Here is a 13,465-nt window from a genome sequence, read left to right on the forward strand (position 1 = left end):
ATATTTAAAATAGATAGCACTAATCACCACATCTCCATTAAAACAAATTAAGTTGAACTCCACAGATCGTTACGCGAACCTTGTTCATTGAAAGCAGCAGTTGTATTGTATACACTAGATTCTTTGCTAAACGGCCGAATAATCTATTCTGTTGTATTTCGGAGTCAATTTCATAATTCAAAACCCTTGCTATATCTGGTTTTGTTGAGCATAGAAAAAGGAGTACCTCCCCACATTCTCGAATTTATAGGCGACGAAACCCACCCGAGAACGAAAAGAGGTAATCCCTATCTATTCAATTCGACAAGAAGAACTGTTTTCCTTTAAGGAATTGTTCCAGATGAACCCCGAAGATAAATACAACCATATTTTTGAGCACTTAGATCTCTCCAAGGTGCTGCACACCCTCCGGAAAAAGAGTAACCGTGGCCGACCCGAAAAACTGAATGTACCTGCGATGATCTATTCATTGCTCATCGCCAAAATGGAGAACATCGAGTTTATTTCTTCTCTGGTCTGGCGTCTTTTGCACAGTGAAGAGTTTCGGGCGCAGTGCCGATTTACCGGCTCCGACAATATCCCGAGTGAAGCCTCGTATTCCCGTTTGATTCATGCGCTAGAGCAAACCGGAATGCTCGAGAACCTGCAGGATTCGTTGGTCCTGTCTGCCCTAGAGGAAGGGTTTGTTAGCGGTACACATCTCGCCGTGGATTCCTCTATTGTGGAGGCTTGGGATTGCCAATTCAGCGAAGCTGCGGCGAAACGCCGCGCCGCTCGCCGTCCACCAAAGCCAAGTGAGGCTTCGGTGGCAGAGCCGCAGCTCCAGTTTGAACTCCCGGAGCCGAAGCCCACCGTAGTGAACGGGCCACCGAAGAAACCTGCCTACGCCAAGCGTGGACGTCCATCGCATGCAGAACGAGAATGCCGACGGGAGGAACAAGAAGCTTATGAACAAAGCCTCGGACCGTTTCAGAAAACCATTGAAGCAATGTTGCCTTACACCTATGACGAACTGTTGGCCGCGCTGCCCCGGCATGCCGCACGTTGTGACAAGAAAAATACGAAGGGGCGACTCACCAGTTATTACGGGTTCAAGGCAAATCTGCTGGTTGATACGGACAGTCAATATATTGTTAGTGGCTTATGGAGTTCAGCGAATCCCAATGACCAGCGTATGGCGGTTGTTCTCCTCAAAGGCCTGCTTCTGAAGTTCCCTTCGCTAAACGTAAAGCATATCTTGGGCGACAAAGGGTATGACAGTTCAGCCATTTACCAGTTGATTCATTCCTTAGGCGCTTTTCCTATTATTAAAATGATTCACCACAAAAAACCGCCCGAGGGGATGAACCAGGATTACACCCCTGTGTGCTCGCAGGGACACGCCTACCGTTACGACAGTTTCGATGCCAAATACGAAACGCTGCGTTACACCAGGCCGAACCAGTGTAAAGACTGTCCATTTTCCGAATCCGGCTGCCAAAAAGTGTTTAAGATCCGAATTCAAACCGATTTGCGAAAGCACGCTTACCCAGCAAGAGGGAGCGAGAGCTTTACGCAACTGTATAACAAACGAACGGCTGTAGAACGTGTTTTTGCCTACCTCAAAGAGTATTTTGGGATGAAACGCACACGTCACCGCGGCGTCCGGGCAAGTGTCGATTTCCAGCTCAGCACATTGGCCTACAATTTGAGTAAGTTTGCGCTAGACAAGTTGAACAAGCAGTTGAGTAACTCCCAGCAAGTGGCCTAACTTTTTTTAAAAAACAAACTCAGCTTTTGGCCCAGTCTTGCTATTCAGCAAACTGAATTATGAAATTGACTCTTTCGTACAATACTTTTCGGGGAAATGAGCTTAAAATGCCAAAACTCCAGAAAACGAGTGTACAAAATACAATAGATTCTATTTTCAGGCTGATTTTACTGTGATCTACTGTACAGAGTACAATAGAATGAATTTTGGTTACTCCCTCATTATTCTGAAGCTCAAGATCATAGGTCCAAATTTATCAAAACCTTCTATAATTCCGCTTACTTCCCTGATAAATCCTCTGTACAATATCTGAAACCAGCTCCTCCTGTCCTATTGTTTCTAAGGATAAACATGTGTGAATACAACGCCTTATTTTTAAAAAAAGAGACTGCCCCTCATCCGCAGCAGCCTGCTTCTGCGGATGGTCCAGTCTCTTGTGCGTTATATTAGCGAATGTTATAACGGTAGGTTTCGCCTTCAATTTTGACACTGGCATAGAGCGGCTTGCCGCCGGTCTCTACTTCATCAGGAACCTCAGCCAGGAAGACCAGCGTTCCGTTCTTAAGCGGCTCGATCTCCGAAATGCTCGTATAGGTAAAGTCCTCACCGCCGTTCTCTTCCAGTGCGGAGAAGGTGCTGTACTCGTATTTGTTGTCATACTTCACTTCGACATCTGCTATAGCGTCAGCATCTACAGCTTCACCGCCCAGATTCTTCACTTTCAAAGTAATGGCCAGATAGGTTGTCCCCGGTTCTTTAGCTTCATAGTATGTATAGAACGAGCCCGGATTGGACGGCATGATCTTCTTGCCGAAAGAGGTGCTGGTAATGGTGTACTCGCCAATGCCTTCGACTACAAGCGGCGTGCCTTTGACAATAGCCGGTTCTCCGTCCCCGGAAGCTGCGGCATTCCCGCTGCCCGCTTCACCTGCGAGCTTCACCCCGCCCGCTTCCTCTGCAGTCACAGGTACAGTTGCAGCCAATGTCCGCAGCCTCTCATTCTCCGCCTTCAGAAATGCATTCTCCTGCTGCAGCTTGCTGATCTCCGTCTTCAGCTTCTCAGTGTCTTCTCCAGGAGCAGCTGAATTCCCGGATGAACATCCGGCGATCATGACCGCCAGCAGAACAGCAGCGGCCAGCAGGCCACCAGTTTTCCTTTTCATAAAGCACCCCAGTAATTGTATTTTCGACTCTTCCATTATAAGACAGCGCCATAGCCGTGGATAGAAAAAATGTAATTTTATCCTAAGTTTTTGGTGTATTCTGCCACAAAATGTTTGATTATAGAAGATACAATAACGGGGTACAGCTTAGTTGAAAGCTACTGCAGCTGCGCTTTAATCTTCCCAATCAGCTCCTGATATTCGCCGTCCGTCAAATAAGTCTGGCCCGGGTTCATCTGGAAGGTGGAGCCAAAGTCCGCCTGCCCGTCATACTTCGGAACAATATGCATATGCAGATGATGCAGCTTGTCTCCGTAAGCCCCGTAGTTCAGCTTGTCAGGACCGAACACGGTATTCATCGCTGCCGCTACTTGCGCAACATCCTTCATGAATGCGGATAAATCGTCCGCACTAAGCTCGAACAATTCTTTTACGTGACCGCGGTAGACCACATTGCATCTTCCTTTATACGTCTGCTCTTTAAACAGAAAGACCGTCGAAACCCCCAATTCGCATATTTCCAGCATCAGGTTGTCCCGCCGCTCGTCCTCCATACAATACATGCACTCCTGATTCTTCTCCATACCAACACAATCCTTTCCTCTGTGGTTTACAGCACATTCGCTTGATACAAGCTTTATACTGCTCCATAAATCCGCCGCCAACTATTAAAACGGTTACACCCGGCCTGATAAAAAAATTTAGCACGCGCTGCTCACATCCTTACACGCGCCCCGCTCATTCCTGGTGCTGCTTGCGGTACTGCAGCGGGGCGCGGCCCGTAATTCCTTTGAACACCCTCCCGAAGTGCGCAATGCTGTCAAAGCCCGTCTGCGCCGCAATCCGGGTCATCGGCCAGTCTGTTTCCTGCAGCAGCACCTTAGTCTCCCGGACACGGACGTAATTCAGATACTCAATAATCGTAAAGCCCGTCGTTTGCTTAAATATCCGGCACAGATAAGTGGAACTAATGAAGAAATGCTCCGCGATCCCGCTGAGGCTCAGCTTCTCCCCGTAATGCATATCCAGATATTCAATAATTCCGTACACCCGGCGCTGCCCCTCGCTCTGCTCGGGAGCCAGGGCCGCAGGCTTCGCCTTACGCATCCGCTCCAACCGGATGAGCAGCTGCGTGAGCAGTGTCTGCAAATACGGCTTGCTCCACAGCCCCTCCTCCCGCTGCTCACGCAGCATCGCCTGGAGCAGGTCGGCAATCTCACCCTGCTCGTGAGCGGTGGGGCGGAGCAGGAAGCTCTCGCCCTGAAACAGATCAGCCCAGCCCAGTGCCAGCCCATCCGCCGCAGGCTTCAGAAAGAGATCATCGAAGCTCACGAGAATCCGCTCATGGCGCGAACGGTTTCGGCTGGAGGTGCGGTGCAGCTGATTTTTGTTAATGAAGACCAGATCCCCCGCCTGCAGCGCATAGATCCGGTTGCGGATATAATAGTGCCGCTCTCCCGAAAGCAAATAATAGATTTCATAGAAATCATGGAAATGGTCTGTATCCATATTGAAATTGCCGCTCCGCCGGAGCTGCTCGATCTGAAAGAATGGTTCCATCCTGCACGCCTCCAAGGATAAGATATGCATAGTTTTCTGCTCATTGGACTAAATTTCGTTCACTTCCTGCATTTCCTATACTATAAAATAGAATCAAATCCAAGTAAATGGAGTGATCCTCTTGTCCAAAAAGAAATACGCCCTCATCGGCACCGGCGGCCGGGCTGAATTTTTCTACGGCGCACTTGTTACCGATTACAACGAAACCTCCGAGCTGGTGGCCTTCTGCGACGTCAATCAGACACGGATGAATTTCGCCAATCATATGCTGGTCGAGAAATTCGGCTATCACGAGATTCCTACCTACAAAGCAGAAGAGTTCGACCGGATGATCACCGAAACGAAGCCTGACTTTGTACTCGTGACCACCATCGACCGCACCCACCACAAGTACATTATCCGTGCGATGGAGCTGGGCTGTGATGTCATTTCCGAGAAGCCGATGACGATCGACGAAGAGAAATGCCGGGAGATCTTCGATGCCATTGAACGTACCGGCAAAAACCTGCGTGTCACCTTCAATTACCGCTATGCCCCGCACAACACGAAGATCCGTGAAGTGATCATGGACGGCGTGCTCGGCGAGATCATCTCCGTTAATTTCGAATGGCTGCTGAACACCCAGCACGGGGCGGATTACTTCCGCAGATGGCACCGCGACAAGCGCAACAGCGGCGGTCTGCTGGTGCACAAGTCGACGCATCACTTCGACCTGATGAACTTCTGGCTCGCTTCCCAGCCGGATACCGTATTCGCGATGGGCGACCTGCGCTTCTACGGCAAGGAGAATGCCGAGAAACGCGGCATCACCGAATTCTACCAGCGTGCTTACGGCAGCAAGGCTGCCGAGAACGATCCCTTCGCGCTGCATCTCGACCGCAATGAGCATCTGAAGAGCATGTATCTGGATGCAGAGCATGAAGACGGCTACCAGCGTGACCAGAGTGTGTTCGGCGACAATATCAGCATCGAGGATACGATGAATGTAATGGTCAAATATAAGAATAAGGCCGTGATGAACTACTCCCTGAACGCTTATATGCCGTGGGAAGGCTTCATTATTGTCTTCAACGGTACCGAGGGCCGGATGGAGGTGCGTATTACAGAGCAGTCTTACGTCAATTCCGGCGGCAAAAAAGAGAACGAAGGCGCGCTGGAAGGCGTCAGCATTATGATCTATCCGCACTTTAAGGAGCCTTACCGCGTAGAGTTCGAGAGCGGCACCGGCGGCCACGGCGGCGGCGATCCGGTACTGCTCAGCGATATTTTCGATAAAAAGCAGGAGGACCGCTTCAACCGTGCCGCCTCACACAAGGATGGCGCCATGTCCATTATGACCGGCATCGCGGCCAACCGTTCCATCCGCACCGGCCTGCCGGTGAAGGTCGACGATATCTGGCAGGGCTAACCAGCCCCTGCAGTCCATACAGCATATTAAAGAACCCGCCTTCCGCATAAACGCCGGATGACGGGTTCTTTATTTATTTTAGATAGATAATTCTATTATAATTCCGTTATATTACCTTATGCTGCACCCATTTGTCCCCGAGGAACCGCCGGAAGAAGATAAATCCGCGCACACCCCATTCACAGTTCATTGCCAGCCATACCCCGATGATGCCCATATGCAGTACAATACCGAGGACATATCCGAGCACCACACGGAACAGCCACATCGACAGCATCGATACCATGGAGGTGTATTTGGAATCACCCGCCGCTCTAAGCGCCGAAGGGGTAATAAAGCTGATTGACCATAACGGGATCTGTGCCAGCGAGTTAATCAGAAAGACAATGAAGATATCCCGGAGAATCTCCTGCGGCGGATGGAACAGGGCAACCAAGGGATTATATATCGGGAAAATAAGCAGCGCCATCAGCACAAAGGAAGCCGAGGACAGCCACAGGAATGATTTGACGAATTTACGCGCATCTTTAATATTCCGGCTGCCCATGCATTGTCCGACTACCGTAATCAGGGTCAGAGACAGCGCATTCGCAGGAATCTGCATCACACCGGCCAGTGAGGAGGTGATCGCGTTGGTGGCAATAGCATAAGTCCCCAGGCTGACGATGAAGATTTGGGTCAGGATTTTCCCGCCGTTGAAAAACATCTGCTCCGCTGCAAATGGCAGGCCGATAGACATAATCCGCTTCAGCATCGTCCAGTTCAGCACCAGCAAATCACGCAATTTCACATGCAGGCTGCTGTCCATCCGGAACAGATATACCAGGGAACAGGCTGCTGCAAGATATCTGGATATATTAATTGCTATTGTCATGCCGAAGACACCCATGTGCAACCCGTTAATGAAGAGGAAATTCAGCAGCACATAAGAGAAATTCATAATCAATGACAGCATCAGCGATACCCTCGTCCGGCCGATCCCGCGCAGCGCACCACATACCGCCTCCATCACAGCAATCCCGAGATACGATAAGCTGCTGCCGATCAGATACGTCCGTGCATACCCCATAACCTCCGGTGAAGCCGCACCGAACAGCAGATGCAGCAGCGGACCATGAAACACGATTCCGAACAGCCCGATTACAAAGGCCATCAAGGAAACAGAGGACACTGCTCCCGCAGTCGCCTTGGACACCATAAGCTCATTGCCGCTGCCCTTATACTGGGCGACGACAACCGTTCCTCCTGTAGACACCGCGATGAACACACTGATCAGAAAGATATTCAGCGAATCTATCATATTCACCGCACTGATGGCGGCTACCCCGGAGGAGCTGATCATCGCGGTATTGACGAGATTCAGCCCGACCACAAAGGCCTGATCCACTAGCAGCGGGAGGAATAATGCTATCATCTGACGATAATCAATCGACTCTCCGGAAAAATGCTTTGCGAGAAAGCGCTGGCCGGGTTTCATAGTACTGCTGGGCTCCATTACAAATTCACTTCTCTTATGTTTGACTTTTAAGTTCACAAAACAAAAAAGGCTCTTCAGGGAGAAGAGCTTTCGCTGTGCACTGCATATAAAGATAAGTATGCGGTCGAGAGGACTCGAACCTCCACGGTATTGCTACCACACGGACCTGAACCGTGCGCGTCTGCCAATTCCGCCACGACCGCAAGATGATTCATTGCAACGCAAGAATTAATATATCATGATTTCACGCGAAGGGCAATAGTTTTTTTATTTTTTCTTGGGCAAGATATTTATCATAGGAAGATCGTATATACAGCTTTATATTGATGAAGTAACCTTATCATTTCCATCAAGAAGGGCGGACTGCCGTTTCGGTTAGATGGATACCCGGTCATTCAAGGGGTCATCTAACGCGGAGAGTTAGAATAAAATCATTAGTTTGTGCAAGCTGGCAAACCTGTCATAACGGCAGGTGATTTTGCGTTGCCGCTTTGCAGAAATGTGATTTTATTGTACTCTTCCGGCTGTCTTCTCTATCTTCCTACGGGGCCGCAGAGTATATCTGCGGTTTTTTGTGTTGCTCCGCTGCGGAAACGACAGGGTTACACATTCTATTAATGAGGTGATTCGAATGGCAAGACCCTATGTTAACCTGACAAGCAGGAACCGGATTGACGCGTTTCAGCATGAAATCAGCAGCAGGCTGGACAGCTTCGCGGCACTGGAAGGCGTCTGCGGCATTACGCTGAACGGCGGATTATCCCGGGGCTACGGGGATGATCTGTCCGAGATTGATCTTGTATTCTACCTGAATCCCTCCAGCTATCTGCTGTGGTCGGGCGGGCAATCCTCCCTCCCCCTCGGCATTACAAGGATTGGCGATTATCTGTATGACATCAAGGCAGTAAGTCTGGACGAGGAGGAGCAGAAGCACTGGGAAGGCGTGGCGCTCTGGGATTTATCTTATGCCGCAATTCTGCATGACCCGAGCGGAAGAATTGCCGCGCTGATTGATGCAAAGCTAGCCGCCCCGCCCCGGCGGCTTCAGGCTGAAGGGCCTTTATTCCAGTGCTGGTGGCATTTCCGGCTTGCCGGTGATATCTGGATTCACAGGGGGGATTACGTGCAGGGCCATGCCATGCTGAATCTGGCCGCAGCCCGGTTAATCGAAGCTCTATTCCTCGCTAACCGTGAGTATGTCCCGCATGAGAAATGGCTTATTCATCTCAGCAGAACCCTGGCCTGGACTCCGCCGGACTGGGAGGCCTGTCTTCTTGGGATCATGGATACAGGTGACTTCTCCCGGCAGAGCCTGATTACAAGACAAGCTGCTATTGAACGTATCTGGGAGGAGGTAGACGCCTACATCATCAGCATGGAACGCCCGGAGTATAACCTGAACGTGATGCATGTAACCTTCTATGATCTGCTGAAGCTGCTGGTGGAAGAAGAGAGGCCGCTCCCTGTCCATGAATGGACGAAGCGCATGAGCCTCTCCGTTCTGTCGGGTGAACCGTTCATCCGCTTCACTTCCGTACAGCAGGATTACATCATAACAGATAAAGAAAAGCTGCTTGGTCTTAATCCGGAGGATCTGTATTCCTGGCACGCGGCTATCGTGAAGCAGCTTTCAATTGAGATCAGGCAGCATAGAGCACTTTAACCGCTTCCGCTTCCGGCCTACGGAACAAAGCGCTCAACCTCCGGTTGATTTTTATTCTCCCGATTCATACTCCAGTAAATGGTTATTCACGGCATACGGATTATAATAGACTTACGACGTCGAAATCCATTATAGGAGTTGTACTTTATATGGTCAGTAGCGAAACAACCGGCAAACGGATCGCCACCCTCCGCAAAGCGAAAGGCTTGTCACAGGAGCAGTTAGCAGAAAAGCTTGAGGTCAGCGCCCAGGCGGTCTCCAAATGGGAGAACGGCAAATCGCTGCCGGAGACCGCCACACTTCCCCGGCTCTCCGCTGCCCTGGGCCACTCGATCGACAGCATTCTGCTGCCGCAGGAGCTTGTGGTACTGTCCGCAGTGTATACAGACGGCCAGTCAGAGCTGGATGTTACCCAATTCGTGAATCAGTTTGTTACAGGCAACCGGCTGAGCTTAAGCGTCGGAGATCAGACCTTCCCTCAACCTTTGACCAGCGACCGCATGAAGCTGCTGCTGGTCACCTATGAGACGCCTTCCGGGGTCTATTCGGCTTACGTGGAGAAGGATCAGCAGCTTACGCTGGATATTCATTCAGCCGGGTATACCGCAGAAGACAAGGCGCTGCGCATTCTCTATGCAACGTACGGCAATGAACGGGCGGGCCGCAGCGTTCTGAACAAGCTGAAGCATTATGAGCATTTTCAGTGGAAGTTTCTAACCGCCAGCCACGAGCTGTTCCCCAGCCTGATCGGCAATGACGGCAACGATTACCTGCTGCTCGTCTATCTGAATGCCGAAGGCATCCATGCGGTCAGCTGTGCAGAAGGGGAGCGGCTCCACTACAGCCCGGACCGCAGCCGATTGTACCAGCGTAATGCCGCCGACCAGCAGCACATCATAGAGGGGATCAGCCGTCTGGGGTTTGGCCGGGGCATGGACTGCTCCTGGGCAGGCGCTATGATGCTGGCACTCACGGCCAGCGGTATAGACACTACCTACAACAGGGTTATGGGGAATTCAGGCGCATGCTGGAGAGTAGCTTTCGAACCGGTGTGGGATTACAGCTCGGCTGATGCCCTGGTTGCCTATGACTACTCCGTACCGGCCTGCAGGGCTTACGGAATACACGCCAGCCGGGCGGAGCGGCTGGAACCGCAGCAGCGGGCAGCGGAGAAGCTGGAGATTCTGGAGGACCTCCGCGCAGGCAGGCTGCCTGTAGCCATTAATCTCAGGGTTGCTCCTGAATGGGGAGTAATCACAGGCTACCTGGAAGATGGCCGGACGCTGCTCTGCCGGAGCTATTTTGACGATGAGACCTTCAAGGAGCTTAAGGATGACCCGGAATTTCAAGCAGATATGGCAGTCTCCATGGGGTATCTGTTTGTAGACCATTGGCCTTATAAGCTCATCCGGCTTGGCGAACTGGCAGAAGCTCCGTCTGCGCTGGATAATCTCTACGCCTCCCTCCGGCTCAAGCTGGATTCGATGCGGACGGCAGACAGCGGCTCTTACAAGGTCGGCTACAGCGCCCTCGAGTCCTGGAGGGAAGGACTGCTCGATCACAAATGGTATGCAGCAGCAGACGATGCGGCCTATAGCCGCAGGCTTGAGGTCAACCGCTTTTGCATGATGGCGCTGGCGGATGCCCGGCGGTCTGCGGCTGCCTACCTGACAGAGTCCCTGCCCCTGCTGCAGGCTTCCCCCGGAGCAGGCGCTATAGCGGAGATGGCTGGGCTGTACGGGAAGATGGCTGCACTGCTGGAAGAGTTCTACGCTGGCTTGGCCATTGACGCAAGCGGTTCACCAAGGCAGAGCTGGACAGCCGCACACCGTGAGAAACAGGCGGAGCTGCTGACGCTGGTGGCCTCGCTGGAGGAATTGGGTGATACCCTGGCCCGGTCCGTGCTAGACTTGGGGCCCGGGCAGAATTGAACTGAAACGATCCAAGGAGAAGCGCCCCGCGCTTCTCCTTGTTTAGGCTCAAGCCTGAACTAATCTATTTTGCGTACTGGCCGCAGGACGGCATACCCGTAACCCTCGGGGAAGTGGCGCTGGTAATCCTGTTTCACTTCTTCATCCCAGGCATATCCCATAGCGGCCGGATCAAAGCTCCAGGCTACCTGCTCCACGGTGCTCATCACCTGCCCGTTGTCCTGCAAGTAGTTAAATGGCGGATGAAAAAAGACCAGGTACTCCGACTCCGGCACATCGCGGCATTCCATCCCTTCCGGAACCGATCCTTCATAATCTGCCGCAACAGGGATGCCGTACAGATAACCCTTGCGCCCATCCTGATAGAACCAGCCTGCCGTCTGACCCAGCTGTCCGGGAAGGGTATGGTGCGACATACTCTCCAGCGTTCCGGAGACTTCGTCACAGTCATGCCCGTTCTCCCAGAACTGGCCGTAGTTATCCGAATTAATGTCCCGGATGCCGATAAATTTATGCGCCGGTATATACTCCAGCTTGATCTCCGCTTCCTGCAAATGCACCTGTCTCATTGTATCCCGCTCCCTGATCAGATAGTGATAAGGAGAGAACACTTCAGCACGAATGGCCAGCGGAATGGGCCTGGGTGCTTTGCGGTAGGCATGCGGAGTCAGCTTGAAGGCTCTGTGAAAAGCCCGCGAGAACGCCTCCTGCGAGGAGAAGCCGTACTTCACGGCTATATCCAGAATCCGTGTATCGGTGTCCCTGAGCTCCAGAGCCGCCCGCCCGATTCTGCGCTGGCAGGTATAATCACGCAGCGTCATCCCGGTCAAAGCATGAAACTGCCTGGTGCAGTAATACGGCGAGTAGCCAAGCTGCTCCGACATCTTCAGCAGCGTAGGTGACGCCCCGGGATCAGCTTCAATCCAGTCAATCATAAGCTGAACCATCTCGTTCCATTCGTACATTGAAGTTTGCCCTCCTTTCAATAAGAATCATAGCAAAGAGCATTGCGGCATATTTGATCCGGCTTGCACTGACGCTACCGGTCCAGCTCCATCCCGCCGCTGATGATCACATGCTTCATTACACTGTCCCGGCGGAAACCGTTAGTGTCATAGAAGCGGATGGCCTCTGTATTGCCGCCGCTGACTACCAGCTCAAGCCTCGTATACCCCAGCGGCCGGTACTTAGCGGCCAGATCATGAATCAGCTGCCTGCCGAATCCCCGGCTTCTCGCTTCAGGGGCAAGGCAGATGTATTCCAAATGAAGAACGCCGGTCAGTGCATTTCTTCTGATAATCATATACCCGGTGAAAATGTTCTCCTGCAGCACAGCAAAAATCTCATATTCGCCAGTCCCGCTGCCGCCGAGCTCATCTTCAATATCCTCCGGAGTGAACACGGCTCCCGGAAATCCCTGGTTATGTAATTCGGTCAGCGGCTGCAGCCACTCTGTCCCGGAACCGTTCAGCGGTAAGACTTCAAGCTCAATACGTTCCTGGCAGTGAAGCTGCTCTGCCGTATCCGCAGAATAGTGATAATGGGTGTTTACTTTCTCCGTCCGGTAACGGGCAGCATATTCAAGAAGCAAAGTATTGTCAGCGCTAATGAATAAATGAAAATACCGGATATCTTCCGCTTCGGCCTTCCCGGCCAGATGCAGGAACATGGGCTCAAGATTAGCCTTCGGATGATCCGAATAATACGGGCCCCATACCTCTACATCCTGCTGACCTCCCCCTACCTCATATTGATCCAGGATCACCGCACCGGCAATCTGCTCTCCTTCATAGAGTACAAAGCTTGATTCTTCCAGCCCCTCACTCAGATCATGGATAATATCCTCCAGCGTACTGCCCGTATAACCGCATTTCTGTCCGCTTGTATTGCACGTATGAATAAATGCGGCCAGATGCTCTCTTGTCCCTGCTGTCATCCTTAACTCTCCTCTCTATCAGATGCTTAGCAACATCCATAATATTAATATTAAGATAGAATCCTGGAAACTTCATTCTAAGATTTGGGTGAGTCCAGTCCATATTCGCACAAGCCGCCTGGAATGTTCTGAGTAATATAGAGTAAAAAGAACTGTGAGGTGATTAACGAATGGCAAACAGAGCAAAGCTGCGCAAGCGGGCAGAGCAACTGAAGGGCCGGCCGGTATGCATCACTTTGCATGACGGGCGTTCTTATGTGGGCTGGATTACCAGCCTGGACAAGGAAGCTATTATCCTCTCCAGAGCCGGTTCGACACGGCGGAGATCCGCTGCAAAGGGACGAAAGGCAGAGGTTTCCGCATTCATGCCTTTACTCGGATCGTTTATGGGCGGAGCAGGCGGGGCTATGGGATTCGGCAGAATTATGGGCATGTTCGGAATGGTGCAGAAGGCCATGCCTGTCATGAAGATGGGTTACAATATGATCAAATCGATCCGGCCTTTCATGAGCGGGCTCAAAGGTCTGATGGGCTAGAAGAATGCTGCTCATACTGCTCTTTCAAAAAGAAAACGGCT

11 protein-coding genes and 1 tRNA gene are annotated in these 13,465 nt (G+C 51.6%); 5 read left to right on the forward strand and 7 right to left on the reverse strand.

The window, feature by feature from the left end; translation table 11 throughout:
* Positions 1-340 precede the first annotated feature (340 nt).
* The gene (locus LOS79_RS23700; protein WP_315411930.1) at positions 341-1,750 is read left to right on the forward strand and encodes a transposase; all 1,410 of its coding nucleotides are present in this window, start codon (positions 341-343) and stop codon (positions 1,748-1,750) included.
* 446 nt (positions 1,751-2,196) lie between these two features.
* On the opposite strand, the gene LOS79_RS23705 is transcribed toward LOS79_RS23700, so the two are convergent.
* The 3 genes from LOS79_RS23705 to LOS79_RS23715 all read right to left on the reverse strand — a co-directional run bounded on the left by LOS79_RS23705 (position 2,197) and on the right by LOS79_RS23715 (position 4,473).
* Positions 2,197-2,913 carry a coiled-coil domain-containing protein gene (locus LOS79_RS23705; protein ID WP_315412822.1) on the reverse strand — a complete coding sequence of 239 codons (717 nt, stop codon included), beginning with the start codon at positions 2,911-2,913 and terminating at the stop codon, positions 2,197-2,199.
* Between the two features lie 158 nt (positions 2,914-3,071).
* Positions 3,072-3,497 (reverse strand): HIT family protein, encoded by a 426-nt coding sequence (locus tag LOS79_RS23710; RefSeq protein WP_315412823.1) that lies wholly within the window; start codon positions 3,495-3,497, stop codon positions 3,072-3,074.
* Between the two features lie 154 nt (positions 3,498-3,651).
* The gene (locus LOS79_RS23715) at positions 3,652-4,473 is read right to left on the reverse strand and encodes an AraC family transcriptional regulator (RefSeq protein ID WP_315412824.1); all 822 of its coding nucleotides are present in this window, start codon (positions 4,471-4,473) and stop codon (positions 3,652-3,654) included.
* Positions 4,474-4,594: 121 nt separating this feature from the next.
* Here LOS79_RS23715 and LOS79_RS23720 point away from each other — a divergent pair, with 121 nt between their 5' ends.
* A complete protein-coding gene (locus tag LOS79_RS23720) occupies positions 4,595-5,881 on the forward strand; it encodes a Gfo/Idh/MocA family protein (RefSeq protein WP_315412826.1) in 1,287 nt (428 codons plus the stop codon).
* Positions 5,882-5,987: 106 nt separating this feature from the next.
* On the opposite strand, the gene LOS79_RS23725 is transcribed toward LOS79_RS23720, so the two are convergent.
* Complete coding sequence (locus LOS79_RS23725) at positions 5,988-7,376, reverse strand: MATE family efflux transporter (protein ID WP_315412828.1); 1,389 nt, start codon at positions 7,374-7,376, stop codon at positions 5,988-5,990.
* Between the two features lie 101 nt (positions 7,377-7,477).
* A tRNA-Leu gene (locus tag LOS79_RS23730) sits at positions 7,478-7,561 on the reverse strand.
* A 428-nt stretch (positions 7,562-7,989) separates the two neighbouring features.
* Here LOS79_RS23730 and LOS79_RS23735 point away from each other — a divergent pair.
* Complete coding sequence (locus tag LOS79_RS23735; protein ID WP_315412829.1) at positions 7,990-9,021, forward strand: DUF4037 domain-containing protein; 1,032 nt, start codon at positions 7,990-7,992, stop codon at positions 9,019-9,021.
* Between the two features lie 149 nt (positions 9,022-9,170).
* A complete protein-coding gene (locus LOS79_RS23740; RefSeq protein WP_315412831.1) occupies positions 9,171-10,952 on the forward strand; it encodes a helix-turn-helix domain-containing protein in 1,782 nt (593 codons plus the stop codon).
* 59 nt (positions 10,953-11,011) lie between these two features.
* Here LOS79_RS23740 and LOS79_RS23745 read toward each other — a convergent pair whose 3' ends face one another.
* Both LOS79_RS23745 and LOS79_RS23750 read right to left on the reverse strand, forming a co-directional pair.
* Positions 11,012-11,917 carry a helix-turn-helix domain-containing protein gene (locus LOS79_RS23745; RefSeq protein ID WP_315412833.1) on the reverse strand — a complete coding sequence of 302 codons (906 nt, stop codon included), beginning with the start codon at positions 11,915-11,917 and terminating at the stop codon, positions 11,012-11,014.
* A gap of 74 nt (positions 11,918-11,991) precedes the next feature.
* Complete coding sequence (locus LOS79_RS23750) at positions 11,992-12,888, reverse strand: GNAT family N-acetyltransferase (RefSeq protein ID WP_315412834.1); 897 nt, start codon at positions 12,886-12,888, stop codon at positions 11,992-11,994.
* Between the two features lie 170 nt (positions 12,889-13,058).
* Between LOS79_RS23750 and LOS79_RS23755 the strand changes: the two genes are divergently transcribed.
* Positions 13,059-13,424, forward strand: coding sequence for an LSm family protein (locus LOS79_RS23755; RefSeq protein WP_315412835.1), 366 nt, complete (start codon positions 13,059-13,061; stop codon positions 13,422-13,424).
* Positions 13,425-13,465 lie beyond the last annotated feature (41 nt).

The organism is Paenibacillus sp. MMS20-IR301, from assembly GCF_032302195.1.
Classification (GTDB): Bacteria; Bacillota; Bacilli; order Paenibacillales; family Paenibacillaceae; genus Paenibacillus_AQ.

What these genes read in the sequence shown, in the direction of transcription:
- LOS79_RS23745 (WP_315412833.1), bottom strand. Translation starts at nt 11,917, where the DNA reads ATGTACGAATGGAACGAGATGGTTCAGCTTATGATTGACTGGATTGAA.
- LOS79_RS23755 (WP_315412835.1), top strand. Translation starts at nt 13,059, where the DNA reads ATGGCAAACAGAGCAAAGCTGCGCAAGCGGGCAGAGCAACTGAAGGGC.
- LOS79_RS23750 (WP_315412834.1), bottom strand. Translation starts at nt 12,888, where the DNA reads ATGACAGCAGGGACAAGAGAGCATCTGGCCGCATTTATTCATACGTGC.
- LOS79_RS23715 (WP_315412824.1), bottom strand. Translation starts at nt 4,473, where the DNA reads ATGGAACCATTCTTTCAGATCGAGCAGCTCCGGCGGAGCGGCAATTTC.
- LOS79_RS23740 (WP_315412831.1), top strand. Translation starts at nt 9,171, where the DNA reads ATGGTCAGTAGCGAAACAACCGGCAAACGGATCGCCACCCTCCGCAAA.
- LOS79_RS23700 (WP_315411930.1), top strand. Translation starts at nt 341, where the DNA reads ATGAACCCCGAAGATAAATACAACCATATTTTTGAGCACTTAGATCTC.
- LOS79_RS23705 (WP_315412822.1), bottom strand. Translation starts at nt 2,913, where the DNA reads ATGAAAAGGAAAACTGGTGGCCTGCTGGCCGCTGCTGTTCTGCTGGCG.
- LOS79_RS23710 (WP_315412823.1), bottom strand. Translation starts at nt 3,497, where the DNA reads ATGGAGAAGAATCAGGAGTGCATGTATTGTATGGAGGACGAGCGGCGG.
- LOS79_RS23725 (WP_315412828.1), bottom strand. Translation starts at nt 7,376, where the DNA reads ATGGAGCCCAGCAGTACTATGAAACCCGGCCAGCGCTTTCTCGCAAAG.
- LOS79_RS23735 (WP_315412829.1), top strand. Translation starts at nt 7,990, where the DNA reads ATGGCAAGACCCTATGTTAACCTGACAAGCAGGAACCGGATTGACGCG.